Source organism: Mannheimia granulomatis (genome assembly GCF_013377255.1).
GTDB classification, from domain to species: Bacteria; Pseudomonadota; Gammaproteobacteria; order Enterobacterales; family Pasteurellaceae; genus Mannheimia; species Mannheimia granulomatis.
The window spans coordinates 259,519-279,977 of record NZ_CP016614.1; the positions used below are offsets into that span (position 1 = coordinate 259,519).

The window sequence follows — 20,459 nt, forward strand, 5'->3', positions numbered from 1 at the left end:
AGATAGCCTCTATTGTTCATTAGGTAATGATAGTTTCATAATAAAAATCTTTTGCAAGACCATAAGACTCTCTATATTCAATGATATTGCTATCTAATCCTTTTGCTGTACGGCACACTTTAACCACATGTTGAGGTTTCCCTTCCGTTAAGTAAGGATCGCAAAAATCAGTTAAGATGCTCATCTGTTCTTTTGCTGAGACAACTAACTGCCCACATTTTTTGAAATAAAAAGGGTAGAGTAAATTTTCAAATTGATCTAAAGGGAGCTCAAGTAATGCCTCAAACCTGTTCGGCGATAACCAGATCTTATCGCTAACAATCACTTTTCCATCTACTGATCGAGTACGCTCTAAATAAAGTAAAGGTTGATCTAATGGAATGTTGAGTAATTGATTGATTTCTGTTTTAGGGTTAACTAACTTCACTGTTCTCACTTTTCCAACAGGTGTTTCTGGTTTACCCACTTTTGCATTACGCAAATAAAAACGCACCATGGAAGATTCCACAAAAGCAGGGTGTTTTAAAAAAGTACCTTTGCCTTGATGCTTAATTAAGACACCTTCCTCTACAAGGCATTCTACTGCTTTACGAATAGTTCCAATTGAAGCTTCATAATTTATAGATAATTCTTGCTCACTAGGAATCGCTTTATCAAATCCCCAATTATTCTCCGAAAGAAATTTTTGCAATTCGTATTTAATTTGCAAATAACGTGGCATTTTTGTTAACGCTATAAATTTTTGATCATAGTTAAACATTCATTATTTTCCTTTTTAAACCCATTGACGTCCTTCTAAAAAGGGACTAGGGTATTTAACATGTAGTCATCTATATGTTTTAAAGATGTTAATTTTTTAATTCTATAACGGAGTGAAGGCCATGTCTAATTTATTAGCAGATTATCAAATCCACGTGGAAGAACGTGCAGCATTAGGTATTTTGCCAAAAGCCTTAGATGTAACACAAACCTCAGACTTAATTGCCTTATTACAAAATCCTCCCCAAGGTAAAGAAGCAGATCTTATTGCTTTATTTGAGAACCGTATTCCTGCCGGTGTGGATGAAGCTGCAAAAATAAAAGCAGAATTTCTGGAAAGCTTAGCAAAAGGTGAAATATTTTGTACGTTAATTTCGGCAGAACGGGCTACCGAACTATTAGGAACAATGGGAGGGGGTTATAATGTAAAACCTTTGGTTGATTTGCTAAAAAATGAGAAAATTGCACCGCTTGCGGCAGTGGCACTTAGTAAAACTTTATTAGTATTCGATAGTTTTAACGATGTTGCTATGTTAGCTAAGGAAGGTAATATTTTTGCAAAACAAGTCCTCCTATCTTGGGCAGAGGCAGAATGGTTTACATCACGTCCGAAATTAGCAGAAAAAGTTACCTTAACGGTCTTCAAAGTCGTTGGTGAAACCAATACTGATGACTTATCTCCGGCACAAGATGCTTGGTGCCGTTCAGATATTCCACTCCATGCTAACGCTATGCTGAAAATGCCACGTGAGGGTATTGAACCGGATGAGGCTGGTGTCCGTGGTCCACTTAAACAGCTTGCTGCATTAAAAGAAAAAGGTTTTCCGCTTGTTTATGTGGGTGATGTCGTTGGAACAGGTTCATCACGCAAATCCGCTACGAACTCAGTGCTATGGCATATAGGGATAGATATTCCATTCTTACCAAACAAACGCACAGGCGGTTTTGTTTTTGGTAGTAAAATTGCCCCTATTTTCTTTAATACTTTGGAAGACTCGGGGGCTTTGCCTATCGAATTAGATGTGACCTTATTCAATATGGGCGATGTCATTGACCTTTACCCTTTTGATGGAAAAATTTGTAAACATGGCACGAATGAAGTCATTACTACTTTCCAATACAAAACAGCAGGCTTATTAGATGAAGTTCATGCTGGTGGTCGAATTCCTCTTATTATCGGTCGCAGCCTGACCGCCAAAGCACGGGCAGAATTAGGATTGAGTGAAAGTGATGTTTTTGTCAAAGCTGCTCAAGCTGAAGATAATGGGAAAGGCTATACTCTTGCACAAAAAATGGTAGGTAAAGCCTGTGGTGTCAAAGGCGTGCATCCAGGGAAATATTGTGAACCGGCGATGACATCTATTGGCTCACAAGATACCACGGGTACTATGACCCGTGATGAATTAAAAGACTTAGCTTGCTTAAAATTCTCCGCCCCGTTGGTTATACAATCGTTATGTCATACCGCTGCTTATCCGAAACAAAGTGATGTGATTACGCATCAAACACTTCCGTCATTCTTTACTGAACGCGGAGGTGTAGGTTTACGTGCTGGCGACGGCGTCATCCATTCTTGGTTAAACCGTATGTTATTACCATTTACGGTGGGGACTGGTGGTGATTCACATACCCGTTTTCCAATTGGCATTTCATTTCCTGCGGGTTCTGGCTTAGTTGCCTTTGCGGCTGCAACGGGGATGATGCCATTGGATATGCCAGAATCTGTATTGGTTCGCTTTAAAGGCACAATGCAACAAGGCATTACCTTGCGTGATTTAGTCCATGCTATCCCATACTATGCGATTAAAGCCGGTTTATTAACGGTTGAAAAAGCCAATAAGAAAAACATTTTCTCTGGCCGTATTTTAGAAATTGAAGGCTTGGAAGATTTAACCGCTGAGCAGGCCTTTGAGCTTGCCGATGCAACAGCAGAGCGCTCAGCGGCAGCTTGTACAATCAAACTTAATCAAGCCTCAATTGAAGAATATCTACGCTCAAATGTGGTGTTACTAAAAACGATGATAGACGATGGTTATAGTGATGCACAAACCCTCGAAAATCGAGTAAAAGCCATGGAAGCCTGGTTGGCAAATCCTGAAATGTTAGAAGCCGATGCAGATGCTGAATATTCCGCGATATTAGAAATCGATATGAATGATATCAAAGAACCTATTCTTTGCGTGCCAAATGATCCGGATGATGTTCGTCTGCTTTCTGAAGTACAAGGCGATAAAGTTGATGAAGTCTTTATCGGATCTTGTATGACAAATATCGGACACTTCCGTGCTGCAGGTAAGCTTCTAAACAAAGTGGAGAGGGAGCTAAATACTCGCTTATGGCTTGCGCCACCAACTAAAATGGATGCCCAAAAACTTGCTGAAGAAGGTTATTATAACATTTATGGTCGATCAGGCGCTCGTACTGAAATGCCGGGCTGTTCACTTTGTATGGGCAACCAAGCCCGTGTACGTTCAGGATGCACTGCTGTTTCTACCTCGACTCGTAACTTCCCAAACCGTTTAGGTCAAGGTGCGCGTGTATATCTGGCTTCCGCAGAATTAGCAGCTGTAGCTGCTATCTTAGGAAAATTACCAACACCTAAAGAATATCAAAGCTATGTAGCAGATTTGGATAATTATAAAGTAGAGATTTATAATTACTTAAACTTCGACAAAATCCCAAGTTATACCGTGCATGCAGATAAAGTGATTTTCAAGAGTGCGGTGTACAAATAATATGTTAAAGCTCTCGAAAGAGAGCTTTTTGTTTAGATTTATCATAGGAGACACAATGGTTTTTGAACGTTTTCATCTCTCGCTTGTTGCGAAAAACAGTAAAAAAATTACAGCACTTTTAGCTTTCTTAACAGAAAATGAGCTCAAGTTTGATGAGCAAATTGAATGGTTTATTCTTGCTTATGATGATAGAAAATTGATTGCTTGTGCAGGTTTAGCAAAAAATATCATTAAATGTGTTGCGATTAGCAAAACTTGTCGTGGTGAAGGTATTGCACTGAAATTAATTACCGAAATAGTAAACCTTGCTTATGAGCAGCAATACACAGAATTGTTTATTTTTACTAAACCCGAATACGAAGCTCTATTTCAACATTGCGGTTTCTATCCCATTTCTTCTGCTTATCCTTATGTAGTTTTACTGGAAAATAGTGCCACCCGATTACATAAGCAGTGCCAACAATGGCAGCAAAAAGGCGTACAAGGAGAAAAGATTGGTTCGATTGTGCTGAATGCTAACCCTTTCACACTTGGACATCGTTATTTAATCGAACAAGCACTAGAACAATGTAATCATCTCCATCTTTTTGTGGTGGAAGAAAATGCTTCAGTTTTTTCTTATCAAGAACGGTTTAATTTAGTTAAACTTGGCATTCAAGATCTCGATCATATTACATTGCATAATAGTTCACCTTACATTATTTCACGTGCCACCTTCCCTGATTATTTTATTAAAGAAAGTTGTATTGTCGATGCAGCCTATTTAGAAATTGATTTACGTCTCTTCCGACAATATATTGCTCCGGCGTTAAATATTACTCATCGCTTTGTTGGTACGGAGCCTCTCTGTGCAGTAACAGCGGAATATAATAAAAAGATGCACTATTGGCTACAACAGGCCGATATGGCTACACCCAAAATTGAGGTGGTTGAATTTGAACGCAAATATATTGAGACGCAGCCTATTTCTGCCTCTCGTGTTCGTCAGTTATGGCAAACACAGGCATGGGATGAGCTTATCCATCTTGTGCCGGAGACGACATTGGTATTTTTAAAACAAAAATCCCCATTTTAAGCAACGGGGATAAGGTAGAAATATTCAAGTAGTGTATAGATTAAACCACTTCGCTCAATTTAACCGGGCGGTTTTCTTCCAGTGATTTTTTCGCAGCTAAGGCGATTAACACCGGTTGTAAGCCGTCGTTGCCGTTTACGAGCGTTGGCTTGTCATTTACCACAGAATCCACGAAGCAGCTGATTTCGTTTGCGAAGGATTGCATATAACGCTCTAAGAAGAAGTATTTCGGTTTTTCTGCAATCACTCCATTTTCACCAGAGAACACGGCAGTTGAGCCGGTGTCGTTGGTGATGTGGATTGCACCTTTTGAACCGAAGACTTCGGCACGTTGGTCGTAGCCGTAAGCCGCTTTACGGCTGTTATCGATGACGCCGATTGCACCGTTTTTCAGTTTTAGGGTGATGACAGCAGTGTCGATGTCGCCTGCTTTGCCTATTTCAGGATTGACCAGCACGGTTCCCACGGCAAACACTTCTTCCACTTCGCTGCCGGAGAGATAGCGGATCATATCGAAGTCGTGAATGGTCATATCGAAGAACATACCGCCAGAAACTTTTACGTATTCAATTGGTGGTGCGTCTGGGTCGCGAGAAGTCACACGAATAACGTGCGGTTCACCAATGTCGCCGGCGGCAACACGATCTTTAATCGCTTTGAAGTTGTGGTCGAAACGGCGGTTGAAACCTACTTGGAATTTCACGCCCGCTTTTTCTACCGCAGCTAGCACCTCGTGAATTCTTGCTGGGTCTGCATCCACCGGTTTTTCACAGAAGACGTGTTTGCCCGCTTGTGCTGCTTCGATTGAGATAGGCGCATGGGTGTTGGTGGACGAGCAAACTAACACTGCATCGATTTCAGGGTCTTGCAGGATTTGTTTGTAGTCGTCATAAACGTGCGGAATGCCCATGGATTTCGCCCAAGTGGTCAGTTCGTCAGTAATGCGAACGTCTGAAATCGCTTTGATTTCCGCGCCTTTCACATATTTGCTGATACTTTCTGAGTGTACACGACCAATACGGCCTGCGCCGATAATGCCTACTTTTAACATCTTAAACTCCTGCGGTTTCACGGATATATTTTCTGCCTTTTAAGGCGTATTCAAATGGGTTGGCGAGTGCTGGGTCTTGCTCGGCTTCCACCACCATCCAGCCTTTGTAATCGTGTTTTTCGAGAATCTCGAAAATCGGTTTGAAATCGATCACGCCATCGCCTGGGACGGTAAATGTGCCTTTTTTCACGCCTTCTAAGAAGCTCAAATCTTTCGCTTTCACTTCGGCAACGACTTCGTCACGCACATCTTTCAAGTGAACGTGGATGATGCGGTCGATATATTTTTCTAACACGCCGAGCATCGCTTTTTGGCAGCCTTCGGAGTAGTAAAGGTGGCCTGAATCGAATAACAGATAAACATCGTCATTCACTTCTGCCATATAGCGATCCACTTCCTCAGGCGTTTGGATACCTGTACCCATATGGTGATGCAAGCAGACTTTCATCCCTTTCTCCGCTGCCAGTTTTGCCAGCTCGTTATAACCTTCTGCCATACGTTTCCAGTCGGCATCGTCAAACACCGGTTTTTCTTTGAAGACAGATTTAGTCGTGCCTTGAATACTGCGACTCTGCTCGGAACAGCCGATCACTTTTGCGCCCATGGCGTGTAAGAAATCGCGGTGTTTGATGAACTCGGCGATGGTTTCTTCGCGTTTACCGTCCACAAAGAAGGTACTGAACCACGCATTACAGATTTGAATGCCACGTACCTCTAATTTGTGTTTTAGCACTTCGACATCACGTGGGTATTTGTTACCCACTTCGCAGCCGGTGTAGCCCGCTAAGGCCATTTCACTGACGCATTGTTCGAACGTATTTTCTGCACCCAGTTCAGGCAAGTCATCGTTTGTCCAGCCGATAGGGGCGATACCTAATTGAATGTTTTCTGCTTTCATAGAGAAACCTCTTGGTTTGTAGAGAGATAATTAAGAGAACAAGCGGTAGATTTTGTAAAAAAATTTGCAAATTTGACCGCTTGATGTTCCCCCTCTTTGCTAAAGAGGGGGATTTGTTTTTTAACTAATACTTCCGAGCCTTCGCTAACTGCTCTTCGGAGCGTTGGCGGGCTTGTTGAATGCGCTCGCTTTCCGACACTTCCGCTACGCCAACGTGCCACCAACAGCCGTAGCCGTGTGCCATGGTTTTCGGCAACACTTTAATATCAATCAGCGTTGAAACAGTTTGCTGTTTCGCATCTTGAAGGGCTGCGCGCAGTTCGGCTTCGTTAGTCACTCGGTAAGTTTTACAGCCGTAGGCTTCGGCGTTTTTCGCGAAATCAATCGGCACTAAACCGCCGTTGAGCTGGTTGCTTTGTGCGTTGCGGAAACGGAATTCCGTGCCGAAGCTGTCCATACCGTTGCCGATTTGCAGGTTGTTGATACAGCCGTTTGCCATATTGTCGAACAGCACTACGTTGATTTTTTTACCTTCTTGGATAGAAGTCACTAACTCGGTGTGCGCCATTAAGTAAGAGCCGTCGCCGAGTAAGGCGTAAACTTCTTGCTCAGGACGGGCAATTTTCACACCAACCGCTGCGCTTACTTCGTAACCCATACAAGAGTAGCCATACTCGAGGTGGTAGGTCTCTTCGCCTTTGCTCAACCAAGTGCGTTGTAAATCGCCCGGCAAGCTACCGGCGGCAGCGACGATAATACCATCGTTTTCAATCGTTTCGTTCACGATGCCAAGCACTTGTGATTGTGTTAATTGTGAGCCGGTGAGTTGGATAAATTCTTTGTGAACCGCTTTATGATCCAAGTTATCGTTGATTTCAGGGGTGAAATTCTGGCTGTATTGCACCGCACGTAGGCGTTTGATTTCTTCAGCAAAGTCTGCTTTGGCGGTGGTAATTTCATTACCCCATTGTGCTTGATAGCTGCTTGGCAGCTTGGTAAGCAATGCTTCGAGTGTCGCCTTGGCATCGGCAACAATTTGTACGCCGTCTAATTTATAGGCATCGAAACGTGCCACATTGATGTTTAAGAACTGCACGTCCGGATGTTGGAATATCCATTTCGAAGACGTGGTGAAATCGGTGTAGCGTGTGCCGATACCGATCACCAAATCTGCCTCTTTCGCTAAGCGGTTTGCCGCCAAGCAACCGGTTTCACCGACACCGCCGACATTCAATTCATAATCGGAAACCACCGCACTTTTACCCGCTTGGGTTTCCGCAAACGGAATGCCGAACTGTTTTGCAAATTTTTGCAGGATTTGACCCGCTTGTGAGTAACGCACACCGCCACCGCAGACGATCAGCGGCTTTTTCTTGGCGGTAATTAGTTTCACCGCATCGTTCAGCATCGCTTTGGTCGGCAGATTACGCTCTAAACGGTGAACGCGTTTTTGCAGGAAGCTGTTCGGGAAGTCGAAGCTTTCTGCTTGCACATCTTGCGGAAGTGCAATCGTCACTGCACCGGTTTCTGCCGGATCGGTTAAAACACGAAACGCATTGATACAGGCACTCATTAACTGCTCCGGACGTTGCACACGATCCCAGTATTTGCTGACGGCACGGAAGGCATCGTTGGTACTGATGCTTAAATCGTAAGATTGCTCGATTTGTTGTAGCACAGGGTCTGGCTGGCGGGTGGCAAATACATCGCCGGGTAACAATAGAAGAGGAATGCGGTTAGCAGTTGCCGTGGCGGCCGCAGTCACCATATTCGCTGCTCCCGGGCCAACAGAGGAGGTACACGCGATGATTTTTTGGCGCAGGTTCTGTTTGGCAAAACCCATCGCCAAATGTGCCATCCCTTGCTCGTTTCTACCTTGGTATAAGGTTAGCCCGCCAGAATTTTGCGCTAACGCTTGCCCGATACCCAGCACATTGCCGTGGCCAAAAATGGCCACAACGCCGTGAACAAATTTGATCTCTTTACCATCAACTTCAATATATTGATTATCCAAAAATTGAATGAGAGCTTGTGCGACAGTTAATCGAGTAGTTTGCATAAAAACCTCTGCGTGATGAATAGTGGTGATTTACAAGCGGTGTTTTTTCACTAAAAACCTACAAATGAAAAATTTGTTTCATTTATAGTGTAATCATAGTCGAAAAAAATCGGGTTAGCTATCGTATTTCTAAAAAATGGCGGAGTTTTATGTAAATTTGCGAACTAAGTCACATAATTGATAATTTCAATATAATTAAAATTGAAATAAATGTTTCATTTTGTATAATAAATGGCGATTTTCAATAAATTCACTACAAGGAGCGATTATGGCTACAGTAAATCATCAAGATCGTCCTCTTGATCTTATCTGTTTAGGGCGTGTTGCGGTCGATCTCTACGGCCAGCAAATCGGATCTCGTTTAGAAGAGATGACGACTTTCTCAAAATATCTTGGCGGTTCATCAGGTAATGTGGCATACGGCACCGCGGTGCAAGGCCTACGTTCGTCGATGTTGGCGCGTGTGGGCGATGAACATATGGGACGTTTCCTGCGCGAAGAACTGCAAAGTGTCGGTGTGGACACCAGCCACTTGATTACCGATAAAGAGCGTTTAACCGCACTGGTGATTTTGGGCATTAAAGATAAAGAGACCTTTCCGCTGATTTTCTACCGTGATAACTGTGCGGATATGGCAATCACCAAAGACGATTTCAGCGAAGCCTATATCGCTTCCAGCCGTGCATTGGCCATCACCGGCACGCATTTATCCAATCCGAAAACCCGTGAAGCGGTGCTGACAGCGTTAGAATATGCGGGCAGAAATGAGGTGAAACGTGCATTGGACATTGACTATCGCCCGGTGCTATGGGGGCTGACCTCGCTCGGCGATGGCGAAACCCGTTATATCGATAGCGCAGAAGTGACAAAATCTCTGCAAGAAGTGCTACACCACTTTGATCTGATTGTCGGCACAGAAGAAGAGTTCCACATCGCTGGCGGTTCAACCGACACGTTCACTGCTTTAAAAAACGTGCGTAAAGTCTCCAATGCCGTATTAGTCTGCAAACGTGGTGCACTCGGTTGCTCGGTATTTGAAGGCGAACTGCCGAATGATTTAGACGGTGGTTTGAATGTGTATGGTGTGCGTGTCGAAGTGTTGAACGTGCTGGGCGCAGGCGATGCGTTTATGTCAGGCTTACTGCGTGGCTACTTAAATAATGAAGGCTGGGAGCAAGCGTGCCGTTATGCGAATGCATGTGGTGCGTTGGTGGTTTCCCGCCACGGCTGCTCGCCGGCAATGCCAACCAAACGTGAATTAGACGACTACTTAACCCGTGCGGCCAGCGTGCCACGCCCGGATTTAGACGAGAGTTTAAACCACTTACACCGTGTAACAACCCGTAAAAAATCGTGGGAAAATCTCTGTATTTTTGCGTTTGACCACCGTAAACAGTTGGTGGATATGGCCAATAAAGTGGGTGCCGATGTAGCGCGTTTACCGAAACTCAAACAGCTGCTGTTAAAAGCGATGGAGCAGACCGCCGCAGCGGCAGGCCTTCCACAAAATCAAGCAGGAATTTTGGCGGATACTACATTCGGACAAGATGCACTGAATGAAATTACCGGCAAAAACTACTGGATTGCCCGCCCGATCGAAGAGCCATCATCTCGTCCACTTGAATTGGAATACGGCGATTTAGGCACACAGCTTTCCGCTTTCCCGCGTTATCACGTGATCAAATGCTTGGCGTTCTACCACCCAACCGATGAAAGCGGTTTAAAAGCTCGCCAAGATCGCAAATTAAAAGAAGTGTACCAAGCGTGCTGCCGCACCGGACACGAGCTGTTGTTAGAAATCATCCTGCCGGCGGATATGCCTCAGGACGAACACTACTACAACGAAGCAATTACACATTTCTACCAACTCGGCATCAAACCAGAATGGTGGAAACTTCCAGGTGTTTCAACGGCTCAATGGAAAGCGATTTCCGCCACCATTGACGCCAATGACCCAGACTGCCGTGGTATTCTGATCTTAGGTTTAGACGCACCGCTTGATGTGTTTAAAGCTACCTTTGAACAGGCGAAAGGCTGTAAAAAAGTCAAAGGCTTTGCGGTTGGCCGCACTATTTTCGGTGAAGCCTCTGAAAAATGGTTGGCCGGAAAATTAGACGATCAGGGACTGATTAACGCTGTATCGGAAAAATACCGCATCCTGATTGATTTGTGGCAAAAGCGTTAAGCACTCACATTTCTCACAGATTTGAAAACCCCTTGCATACACAAGGGGTTTTGTTTTGCAAAAAATCAGAACAAATTGACCGCTTGATGCCCGAATTTTCTGAAAACAGGACATATTAGGCAAAAGAGATAATTGAAAAAGTTATCTGTTTGCAATTAGAAAAGAGTATAATGAAATAAAAATATCGACTATAGGAATATTGAAATGCATGAACCTACTCAACTTGCTCATTTTCAAGAAGAAATCCGTAAGCAATATGATGGACTCAGTAAGAGATTAAAACAAGTTGCTCAATATGTGTTAGATAACGGCAATAGTGTTGTTTTTGATACTGTTTCAACTATTGCTGATAGGGCAAATGTGCCACCTTCTACCTTAATCCGTTTTGCTAATGCATTTGGATTTAGCGGTTTTAATGAGATAAAGCAGCTTTTTCGTCAGGATATGATGGAAAATACATCTCGTTATGCTGAGCGAGTACAGTTATTCCGGCAAATTGAGCCGGATGAAAATTCTTCAAATGGCACATTAAATCATATTTTAGATGTTTTTGTACAAGGTAATATGCAAGCCTTACAGCAACTTACCAGTCAGGTGAGTTCAGAACAATTAGAACAAACAGTAGAAATTTTAAATAGTGCTAAGCGGATTTTTATTGTTGGGTTAAAGCGTTCATTTAGCATTGCTAATTATCTCAATTATGCTTTACATCACTTAGATTATGATGTTTTTATGATTGATGGTTCCGGAGGGATGTTTGATGAACAGCTAGGGCGTATTCGAGAAGGTGATGCTGTTATTGCAATCAGCTTTTCTCCTTATGCTAATGAAACATTAAATGTTGTAAGTGCAACAGCAAGAACCGGAGTGAAGCATATTGCGATTACTGACAGCCAGCTCAGCCCCTTGCTATCGTTTAGTGATGTATCTTTTATTATTAAAGAGGCACAAGTTAGTGGTTTCCGCTCCCAATGTGCGACGATGACATTGGCACAGACTATTGCGGTGTCGCTAGCGTTGAAAAAAGCTTAAATAATAGACCTCTTAGAGGTCTATTATTGATGACAGAGATAGTCTATTTATAATAGAGCTTTAATTTCATCACGGTATTGTGCTGATTTTGTACCAAAAATAATTTGTTGCGTATCAGCGACTTTAACCACATCTACAGCTCCAAGTTTTTTCAACATTGATTTATTTAATAATCGGTTATTATGTAATACAACTCTTAAACGAGTTAAACATGCTTCTACCTGTTTAATATTTTCTTTGTTACCGAGAGCTTCTAGAATTTTGTTAATATCAGCCATATATCCCTCTGTGATGCAAATTGTTGGAAATTTATTTAGGAATTTCTGTTTACGGATTGATTTAACCATTCCATATATTCTGCTGTCCCTTGTGCAACGGTTTTGAATGTATCTTTATAACCTGCAGCACGGAGATTGGTTAGATCCGCTTGGGTAAATGTTTGATAGCGAGATTTTAAATGTTCAGGGAATGGGATTGTTTCAATTTTTCCTCTGCCATGATATTTAATAACTGCGTTGGCGACTTCTTCAAAAGATTCTGCTTTACCTGTTCCAAGGTTGAAAATACCTGATACATTATTTTCCCAAGCCCATAAGTTCACTTTTGCCACATCTTCAACATAGACGAAATCACGTAGGAATTGTTTAGAACCAGCGAATAATTTCGGATTTTCTCCTTTTAACATTTGGTTATTTAAGTGGAACGCAACGCTTGCCATTGAGCCTTTATGTTGCTCTCGCGGGCCGTATACATTGAAATATTTAAAACCACATACCGGAGAATAAGCTTCGGGCAAAACACGGCGCACATATTCATCAAATAAGAATTTTGAGTAGCCGTAAGCATTTAATGGTCTTTCAAATTCACGTTTTTCGATAAAGTTATCGGAACGTCCGCCATAGGTTGCAGCACTTGATGCGTAGAAAAACGGAATTTGGCGATCTAAACAGAAATGTAATAAATCTTTTGAATATTCGTAGTTATTTTGCATTAGGTATTTCCCATCCCATTCGGTAGTTGCCGAACAAGCACCTTGGTGGAAAATAGCATCAATATAACTAAAGTTATCTCCTGCAATAATAGCTGCAATGAAATCTTCTTTATCGCAATAGTCTGCAATATCTAAATCGACCAAATTGATAAATTTTTCACCATTTTTTAGATTATCTACTACTAAAATGTCTTTACGACCGATTTTATTTAATGCTTTAATAATATTGCTGCCGATCATACCGGCGCCACCGGTTACAATAATCATATTTTTATCCTTTTTCAGTTAAATTGTGGTTATTATCGTTTTATCGTTTTGAATTTGCAAATATTTAGGAAATTAGATTTCTTATAGGAGATAAAAGAAAAGTTATGATAAATAAACTTTCTGCCCCGATTTAGCACTTTCAAATGCTGATTCAATGATTTTCAGCACCCATATTACCTCATCTAATTTCACTGTCGGTTCTGCATTATGGTTGATACAATCATATAAGTTATCAAGTAAATTTTGGTAACTTGCTTTCACATTGGGATAAGGCTGACGAACAACATCACCATTCACTTCTGTATGCAAAATACCCCATTGTGTTTCTGCTTCTATATTCCAATTCCCTTTTGGAATAGTGCCATTTTTTAATAAATCTTCTTGGTTATCCGCATTGTGTTTCAGATAAGAACCGAGCTTTCCATGTAAAACAAAGGTTGGGCTTGGCTCACGGGCATATTTACTGGCTTTTAGTACCATTTTAAAACCATTAGCATAATAGAGCTGAATATCGAAATTATCATCCACTAATGCACCTTCGTGCTGATAGCGAATATCTGCATATACCGCTTGTGGTTTTCCGAATAAATAAAGTGTTTGGTCAATCAAGTGCACGCCTAAGTCATAGACTAAACCTGTCCCTTTATCACCTGCTTCTTTCCAAGCTTTCGTATTTTTCTCTTTAGCATAGCGATCAAAGCGGATTTCACTATCCACCGGCTCACCTAACAACCCCTGCTGCATAATGGATTTTGCGGTGGCAATATGGCTATCCCAACGGCGATTTTGGTAAACATAAAGGACTTTACCTTGTTTTTTTGCTAATTCGGCTAATTCGATAGCTTCTGTTGAACTGGCTACCAGTGGCTTTTCTACTAAAACATGCTTATTTGCTAAAAGAGCCTCTTTCACCATTGTATAATGGGTTTGATTCGGCGTAGTAATCACGACTAAATCAATTTCTGGGGTTAAAAGGGCGGAAAATTCTCGTACAGTTTCTACATTAGGCAGCCATTGTGCCGCATTATTAGTGCTTCGTTCATACACCTTACGTACATAAAAACGTGGATCTTGTTTGAAAAACGGAATATGAAAAACACGACTGGAATAACCTGCTCCGGAGATAGCAATATTGATAGGTTGCATAGAAAATCCTCATAAAATTTTTATATTGTTTGCTTAAATAAACAAGCGGTCAGATTTTGGGAAAATTTTGCAAAAAATAGATAAAATACGATCGCTTGTTTAACTAATAATAGGTTTTGCAAACAATATCTTTTTCTTCGCAAAATATGTCACTATGGTTTGCAAGGCATTGCTTTTGTACATTTAATTTAGCCCTACCTCGGTTACTATGTTCACTACGATATTCCTGAGTAAATGGCTTTAGAGTACAAATGTGAACCGCTCTGGAATCAATTTGATCCGGAACATCAATTATAATTGGCATAGGGACGCCGGCTTGCTCTGTTGGAGCAACCGGTACAACACAACCACTTAATAGTATGCTTAAACTCATTAACCAATAACGCATATTTTTCTCCTTAATAAAATGAATAAAAAAGACGGTATATGATGGATTTTCCTAGGTTTGACTATAAATATTAAGTGATGTTCGAAAAGTTTTAAGTGGTTCTACCTTTAGGATTCTGAAAGTTATTTAACCAACAACAAATCAGAACGGAACATCTCTATCGTCACAGTAGGCTCTTAATATCTTGCCTAATTTTTTGGTATTTTTATTAAAATTACGACATTTAGGGCATACCAAAAGATGCAACTGCAAACGCATGTGTTGTTGCAAACGAAGTTTCTCATCACATGACTGTGAAATAAGTTCTGTTGCTTGCCTGCATTTCATTTTGATTCCTCTCTAAACCAATTGCGAGATAAACACTCTTGTAAACGTAAACGGGCACGATAAAGTAATACATTTAAGTTAGAGAGAGAAATTTCGCATTCATGGCAAATTTCCGCACTACTCATCTCCAAATGTTCACGCATCATAAATACTCGTGCTTGCTGAGCGGGTAATTTATTTAAACAAATATCAAAAATTGCCCAAAATTCTTTTTGGTAAGTCGATTGCGCTATCCCACTCCATTCAGTCACTTCTTGATGTTCCAACCAATGATCGTGGTGATCGAAAAAGGCATTTGGTGATTCTTCTTCCTCACATAGAGAGCTGACCGGAATATGCCGTTTTCGTGTTTTGAGTAAATCCAAAATTTTGTTCTTTAAAATGGCAAAAATCCAAGTTTTAAGTGCAGCTTCTCGCCGAAAAGAGGCTGAATGTTTATAGGCGTTGGTTAAGGCATCCTGTACAGCATCTTCGGCTAAATCTTTATCGGCTAGTTGTAGGGTGGCAAATTTAATCATTTGCTTTCTAATCTCTTCTATCTGTGTAGAAGATAGGCTCTTCATATATCTCCTTTAGGGAATTAAGATAACTTTCCCAATGAAAAATTACACTCATTTGTAAGAATTCTAGATCAGTTGAGTCCAAAATAATAACAACAATTCATAAAAAAAGGATAGTTCGATGAAAAAATTAACAATTCAAGGTGTGACACCTGAAGCTATTTTCTACCAACGCCGTAAAATTATTACTGCGTTAGGTTTAGGTATTGCTGCTTCTGCATTGCCTAAAATGAGTGTGGCAGAAACACAAAGTCACTTGCAATCACTACAGTTTAAACCGGATCCAAATAAAGGGCTTGAACTCACTCCGGAAAACAAAATAATCGGCTATAACAATTTCTATGAATTTGGTGTTGATAAAAGTGCACCGGCAAAAAATGCAGCAAACTTTAAAACTGATCCTTGGATATTAGAAATTGGCGGTGAAGTTGAAAATCCGTTTAGTTTAAATCATCAACAATTGCTTAATACGTTTCCACTGGAAGAACGTATTTACCGCTTCCGCTGCGTAGAAGCATGGTCAATGGTTGTGCCGTGGATCGGCTTTGAGTTAGCACGCTTAATTGAGATGGCAAAACCAACCGGTAAAGCCAAATATGTGGTCTTTCACACTTTATATGACCCTGCACAAATGCCGGGGCAAAAAAATCGTTTGCTAGGCGGAGGAATTACCTATCCTTACGTAGAAGCTTTACGCTTAGATGAAGCATTAAATTCACTAACACTGCTTTCCGTCGGTTTATACGGTAAAACTTTACCACCGCAAAATGGCGCTCCGATTCGCTTGGTCGTGCCTTGGAAATACGGCTTTAAGAGTATTAAGTCGATCGTCAAAATCACCTTTGCTGAAAAACGCCCACTTACTACTTGGGAAAGTCTTGCCCCAAACGAATACGGTTTTTATGCTAATGTAAACCCAAATGTTGATCATCCACGCTGGTCGCAAGCATCTGAACGAGTAATTGGTGCCGGTGGGTTATTATCAGTCAAACGCCAACCAACACTGATGTTCAATGGCTACGAAAATGAAGTGGCTAATTTATACCGTGGCTTAGATTTAAAGGTGAACTACTAATGCTAACCGGACTACGCATACTTATTCATCTTGGCTGTTTATTACCGCTAGTTTGGGTGGCACAGCTATTATATACGGGTAATGAAACGGTATTAGGTGCCGATCCGATTAAAGAGCTGGAACATTTTCTCGGTTATGGTGCAATCGTGATTTTTTGTGTCATGTTTCTACTTGGTATTGCTCTACAATACTTAAAGAAAAATCAGTATCAAATTTTACGCCGCCCATTGGGATTATGGGCGTTTGTGTGGGCAGCGCTACACATCTCAAGCTATCTATTGCTAGAATTAAGTCTTGATGTTACGTTATTTTTTAGCGAGCTTGCCAGTCGTCCATATTTAATTTTAGGAGCCGCTGCTTTTTTTATTCTAAGCATAATGGCAGTGACTTCGCTGCCGATATTAAAACGAAAATTAGGAAAACGCTGGGGGACGATTCACCAGTGGGCTTATCCTGCATTAGTATTGGCGATGATACATTATTATTGGTCGGTAAAAAGTGTAACATTCGATCCAATTATCATTGGAGTTTTAGTGTTGTTTATCGTTGCGCATAAAATACAGGCTAAATTTGCAAAAAAATAGCAAAATTACACCGCTTGCAGCAGTCAAGCTACAGAAAATAATGGCATAAGTTTACTCACTTATGCCATTTTTTATATGCTTTAACGTTTATTAAAAATCCTCAAAATATTGCTGAATCGTTTTGATATCTTTCGTTTGAGTTAAAGCTAATTGCAATAACACACGGGCTTTTTGCGGATTTAACGTGCCGGAAGCAGCAAAGCCATATTTACTGTCATCAACCTCTGCATCACGAGTAGTATAGCCTGTTGGCACACGAGAAGAGCGTACCACCGCAACGCCTTTTTTCGCCGCTTCCTCTAATAATGCAAGATTTTCCGCATTCATATTGCCATTACCAACACCTGCTACCACAATGCCTTGATAACCCGCATCTAACAAGGCTTTAAGCGGCTCGGTCGGCATATTGGCATAAGCATAAATAATCCCAACTTTTGGTAATTCATTTAATCCATCCACATTAAATGGGGTATTAACAGTATGTTTGCTTTCCGGAGAGCGTTCATAGTCCACTTTACTATTGTGGACGTAACCTAAAGAACCAAAATTTGGCGAACTAAATGTTTGCACCGCAGTAGTGCTGGTTTTAGTCACATCTCTCGCTCCCAATACCACATCGTTCATCGCCACTAACACACCACGCCCGGCAGATTTGGGATCTTTTGCCACTACAATTGAGTTATATAAATTCAATGGACCATCGGCACTCTTTTCTGTTGCCGGACGCATCGCACCAACTAATACAACAGGTTTCTCACATTTCACCGTCATATCAAGAAAATAAGCGGTTTCTTCCATTGTATCTGTACCGTGGGTAATGACAAAACCATCTGTTGCTGCACATTGTTGATTAATCGCTTTAACCAGTTTTAACCACACGCTATCCGACATATCCTGCGAACCGATTTTAACAATCTGCTCGCCTTTAATATTCGCTAATGCTTTCATTTCCGGCACAGCTTCAATTAAAGTTTCAATATTCAATTGCCCCGCTTGATAGGCACTGCTATTTGCATTCTGCTGGCTACCGGCAATCGTTCCCCCTGTTGCTAAAATAGTAATGTTTGGCAATTCTGCCGCATTTGCTGTAACAAATAAGCCACTTAGCATTGTTGCTAACACTAATTTTTTGAATTTCATATAAGGCTCCTTAATTTAAAAAACTAAAGAGATCATACCGATAAATCAGTGTAAATAATTTGATCTGGTACATAAAAGTGAAGATTAAATCTCACTAATAAATACATCAATTTAATAAATGACATGCAACATATTTAGAAAAATTAATCGCTTGTAATTATATAGCATTAAAAATAAACAATTAAAATAATTACAGTAGCAGCACAAGAGCTTATGCTGTACTAAAAAGGCCTAAATAAACCAAATTGTAATTGGTATAGTTAGGCTTTTAGGTAATTGTTAGATATCTAGCTAGAATTAATAGGTACAAGAAAAGATGATTTTGCAATTATGGGGTAGAGCATTAAGGTAAAAACGAGCTAATAGTTCACTTATCACCTTATATAGCTTGTCCTAGCAAGGCTAAATCATATTAGTTAAAGATACTCAATATATGTTAGATACTAAGAAATATTATCTAATAAAGTAATAGCCTCTTTCTCTAATTCCAAATATGAGTTAATTAATAACGGTGTTCTAATTGATTTATTATCTCCTTCCCACGGTATTATACGCCCATCTTTTTGTTTACGCTTCAATTTAGAACCTGCACCTAAACTCATAGAGAATAAATCAAGAAATCTTCGAGGGCCAACACCAATGAAAGGTTCAAAAATAACTTTGTCTTCAGTAGTTTTGCCTTGTTCAAATGAAGAGCGTAATTCTATTGATTCTGAATGAAATTCAAGGGCTTTACTCTTAGGATATGGTTCTACATATACAACTCGCTTAATGCCAGAGGCTATAATATGTTTAGCACAATTATGACAAGGAAATGTCGTGCAGTATAAAATAGCATTTATGGTAGAAATGCCTTCTCGTCCACATGCAAGAATAGCTTCCATTTCAGCATGAACAACTCTGCCAAATTCAGTTAAATCTGATATTTTGCTATTTCGCAAAATAGTTTCAAGTTTACTTTTTTGTTCTGAATTTAATTGTATTTTCTCTACATCCCTTATAATTTCTTGAATGATTTCTGCTTGAGTTTGCTTATTAGAATCAACTCCTCTCTTATAATCTTTACCATCTGGAAAATCATTTACATTACCAGAATTATCTTGTTCTGCCCAATATAACCCTCCACCAAATTTAGGAACATCATTGGCTCCAGTAGATATGATTTGTTTATTCTTACTAATTACAGCACCAACTTGACGAGATAAGTCACCAGAACGGATAGAACTATTAAATGCCATAAACATAGCAAATTCATCAAATGTAGGATGTAAATGAGGATTTGAAAAAATGAGATTTAGAAATCTTTGTAAATGATTTTTGACAGCATCCCCATTACTTCCTAAATTTAAAAAGAAATCAGCTAAATGGTACGTATCTCTAGTTTTTTGTCCATAACTAAAATTCTCATTTTCATCAATTTTAATTAATTCATTAGCAGCTTCTTGAGAACAACCTTTTTCATGAATTAAAAAATCCATGCGTCGTTTTTCATCTGCATGTATACCAAAAAGGTAAAAACCATCACCATAAACTTTTCTTAATAACTCTACTTCATCAGGATGTTTTAATGAATCAATAATATAAGCTCTTTTTTCCTTGCTACTTTGTTCTCTACAGTGAGTTATTAATTTAATAGCTTTAGCTGCCAAGATAGCATTATTTTTACTTTCTTCTCTAAGCTTATCCCCTTGTTTCATATAGTGACGTATTCGCTGATATTCCCCTTGTTTATTAAACTCAGGAAGAATAGAAGATAATTTAATAATCTCAGTATGATATTCAAAAATTTCTAGTCTGCTTTTAAGTGATTCTATAATTGTCCTAGATTCGGAACCTACAGCACTAACAATTCCTATAATAAGTTCACTGTTATGCATTTTTCCTCCAGGAAGTAAATAGCTAGATCTTAGTTCATTATTAGATTCGATTATTTCTTTAGTATCTATATGTAATCTAATATTATGTGCATATCTAGTCCCTTTCCTTTCTTCTGAATCAAAACAAACTTTCACTCCTTCATTTAGATCATCAAAATTAATATCTATAAGATCTTTTTCTAAGAAAAAATAATCTTTACCATCTTGGTCCTTTTGTTTTTCTATATATCCAAATCTTTTTCGAGCATTAATATTTTTTATATTGCTAACAACTGTCATAATTTAATCCTATACATGTGCACAAAAAGGT

Annotated in this window: 18 protein-coding genes; 6 read left to right on the top strand and 12 right to left on the bottom strand. The window is 40.1% G+C overall.

Features of this window, described 5'->3' with window-relative positions:
- Positions 1-19 precede the first annotated feature (19 nt).
- Positions 20-760, bottom strand: a complete 741-nt coding sequence (locus A6B41_RS01205; RefSeq protein ID WP_032847088.1) for a GntR family transcriptional regulator — start codon at positions 758-760, stop codon at positions 20-22.
- A 121-nt stretch (positions 761-881) separates the two neighbouring features.
- Here A6B41_RS01205 and acnB point away from each other — a divergent pair, with 121 nt between their 5' ends.
- Both acnB and citC read left to right on the top strand, forming a co-directional pair.
- Positions 882-3,494 (top strand): bifunctional aconitate hydratase 2/2-methylisocitrate dehydratase, encoded by a 2,613-nt coding sequence (gene acnB, locus A6B41_RS01210; protein ID WP_027073374.1) that lies wholly within the window; start codon positions 882-884, stop codon positions 3,492-3,494.
- A gap of 55 nt (positions 3,495-3,549) precedes the next feature.
- On the top strand, positions 3,550-4,569 hold the full coding sequence (gene citC / locus A6B41_RS01215) for a [citrate (pro-3S)-lyase] ligase (protein WP_027073373.1): 1,020 nt from the start codon (positions 3,550-3,552) through the stop codon (positions 4,567-4,569).
- Between the two features lie 40 nt (positions 4,570-4,609).
- On the opposite strand, the gene iolG is transcribed toward citC, so the two are convergent.
- From iolG to iolD, 3 genes are all read right to left on the bottom strand, one after another.
- Complete coding sequence (iolG, locus tag A6B41_RS01220) at positions 4,610-5,620, bottom strand: inositol 2-dehydrogenase (RefSeq protein ID WP_027073372.1); 1,011 nt, start codon at positions 5,618-5,620, stop codon at positions 4,610-4,612.
- A gap of 1 nt (position 5,621) precedes the next feature.
- Entirely contained in the window at positions 5,622-6,518 is an 897-nt protein-coding gene (gene iolE, locus A6B41_RS01225) for a myo-inosose-2 dehydratase (protein WP_027073371.1), read from the bottom strand.
- Between the two features lie 124 nt (positions 6,519-6,642).
- Positions 6,643-8,577, bottom strand: coding sequence for a 3D-(3,5/4)-trihydroxycyclohexane-1,2-dione acylhydrolase (decyclizing) (gene iolD / locus A6B41_RS01230; protein WP_027073370.1), 1,935 nt, complete (start codon positions 8,575-8,577; stop codon positions 6,643-6,645).
- A 268-nt stretch (positions 8,578-8,845) separates the two neighbouring features.
- On the opposite strand from iolD, the gene A6B41_RS01235 reads away from it, so the two are divergent.
- Both A6B41_RS01235 and A6B41_RS01240 read left to right on the top strand, forming a co-directional pair.
- On the top strand, positions 8,846-10,762 hold the full coding sequence (locus A6B41_RS01235; protein ID WP_027073369.1) for a bifunctional 5-dehydro-2-deoxygluconokinase/5-dehydro-2-deoxyphosphogluconate aldolase: 1,917 nt from the start codon (positions 8,846-8,848) through the stop codon (positions 10,760-10,762).
- 204 nt (positions 10,763-10,966) lie between these two features.
- Positions 10,967-11,794: a MurR/RpiR family transcriptional regulator gene (locus A6B41_RS01240; RefSeq protein WP_027073368.1), complete on the top strand. Its 828-nt coding sequence runs from the start codon at positions 10,967-10,969 to the stop codon at positions 11,792-11,794.
- 47 nt (positions 11,795-11,841) lie between these two features.
- Here A6B41_RS01240 and A6B41_RS01245 read toward each other — a convergent pair whose 3' ends face one another.
- From A6B41_RS01245 to A6B41_RS01270, 6 genes are all read right to left on the bottom strand, one after another.
- Positions 11,842-12,072 (bottom strand): PTS sugar transporter subunit IIB, encoded by a 231-nt coding sequence (locus tag A6B41_RS01245; protein ID WP_050436758.1) that lies wholly within the window; start codon positions 12,070-12,072, stop codon positions 11,842-11,844.
- 35 nt (positions 12,073-12,107) lie between these two features.
- Positions 12,108-13,052 (bottom strand): ADP-glyceromanno-heptose 6-epimerase, encoded by a 945-nt coding sequence (gene rfaD, locus A6B41_RS01250; RefSeq protein WP_027073367.1) that lies wholly within the window; start codon positions 13,050-13,052, stop codon positions 12,108-12,110.
- 102 nt (positions 13,053-13,154) lie between these two features.
- Entirely contained in the window at positions 13,155-14,198 is a 1,044-nt protein-coding gene (locus tag A6B41_RS01255) for a Gfo/Idh/MocA family oxidoreductase (RefSeq protein ID WP_027073366.1), read from the bottom strand.
- Between the two features lie 103 nt (positions 14,199-14,301).
- Entirely contained in the window at positions 14,302-14,586 is a 285-nt protein-coding gene (locus tag A6B41_RS01260) for a hypothetical protein (RefSeq protein ID WP_027073365.1), read from the bottom strand.
- Positions 14,587-14,727: 141 nt separating this feature from the next.
- A complete protein-coding gene (locus A6B41_RS11245; RefSeq protein WP_027073364.1) occupies positions 14,728-14,913 on the bottom strand; it encodes an anti-sigma factor family protein in 186 nt (61 codons plus the stop codon).
- Positions 14,910-15,476, bottom strand: coding sequence for a sigma-70 family RNA polymerase sigma factor (locus A6B41_RS01270; protein WP_027073363.1), 567 nt, complete (start codon positions 15,474-15,476; stop codon positions 14,910-14,912). The genes A6B41_RS11245 and A6B41_RS01270 overlap by 4 nt, the downstream gene beginning before the upstream one ends.
- A gap of 118 nt (positions 15,477-15,594) precedes the next feature.
- On the opposite strand from A6B41_RS01270, the gene msrP reads away from it, so the two are divergent.
- Positions 15,595-16,548, top strand: coding sequence for a protein-methionine-sulfoxide reductase catalytic subunit MsrP (msrP, locus tag A6B41_RS01275; protein WP_027073362.1), 954 nt, complete (start codon positions 15,595-15,597; stop codon positions 16,546-16,548).
- A complete protein-coding gene (locus tag A6B41_RS01280) occupies positions 16,548-17,132 on the top strand; it encodes a protein-methionine-sulfoxide reductase heme-binding subunit MsrQ (protein WP_027073361.1) in 585 nt (194 codons plus the stop codon). The genes msrP and A6B41_RS01280 overlap by 1 nt, the downstream gene beginning before the upstream one ends.
- A gap of 90 nt (positions 17,133-17,222) precedes the next feature.
- Here A6B41_RS01280 and ansB read toward each other — a convergent pair whose 3' ends face one another.
- Positions 17,223-18,272, bottom strand: a complete 1,050-nt coding sequence (ansB, locus tag A6B41_RS01285; RefSeq protein WP_027073360.1) for an L-asparaginase 2 — start codon at positions 18,270-18,272, stop codon at positions 17,223-17,225.
- A gap of 443 nt (positions 18,273-18,715) precedes the next feature.
- Positions 18,716-20,428, bottom strand: a complete 1,713-nt coding sequence (locus tag A6B41_RS01290) for an anti-phage dCTP deaminase (RefSeq protein ID WP_084493719.1) — start codon at positions 20,426-20,428, stop codon at positions 18,716-18,718.
- Positions 20,429-20,459: the final 31 nt, after the last annotated feature.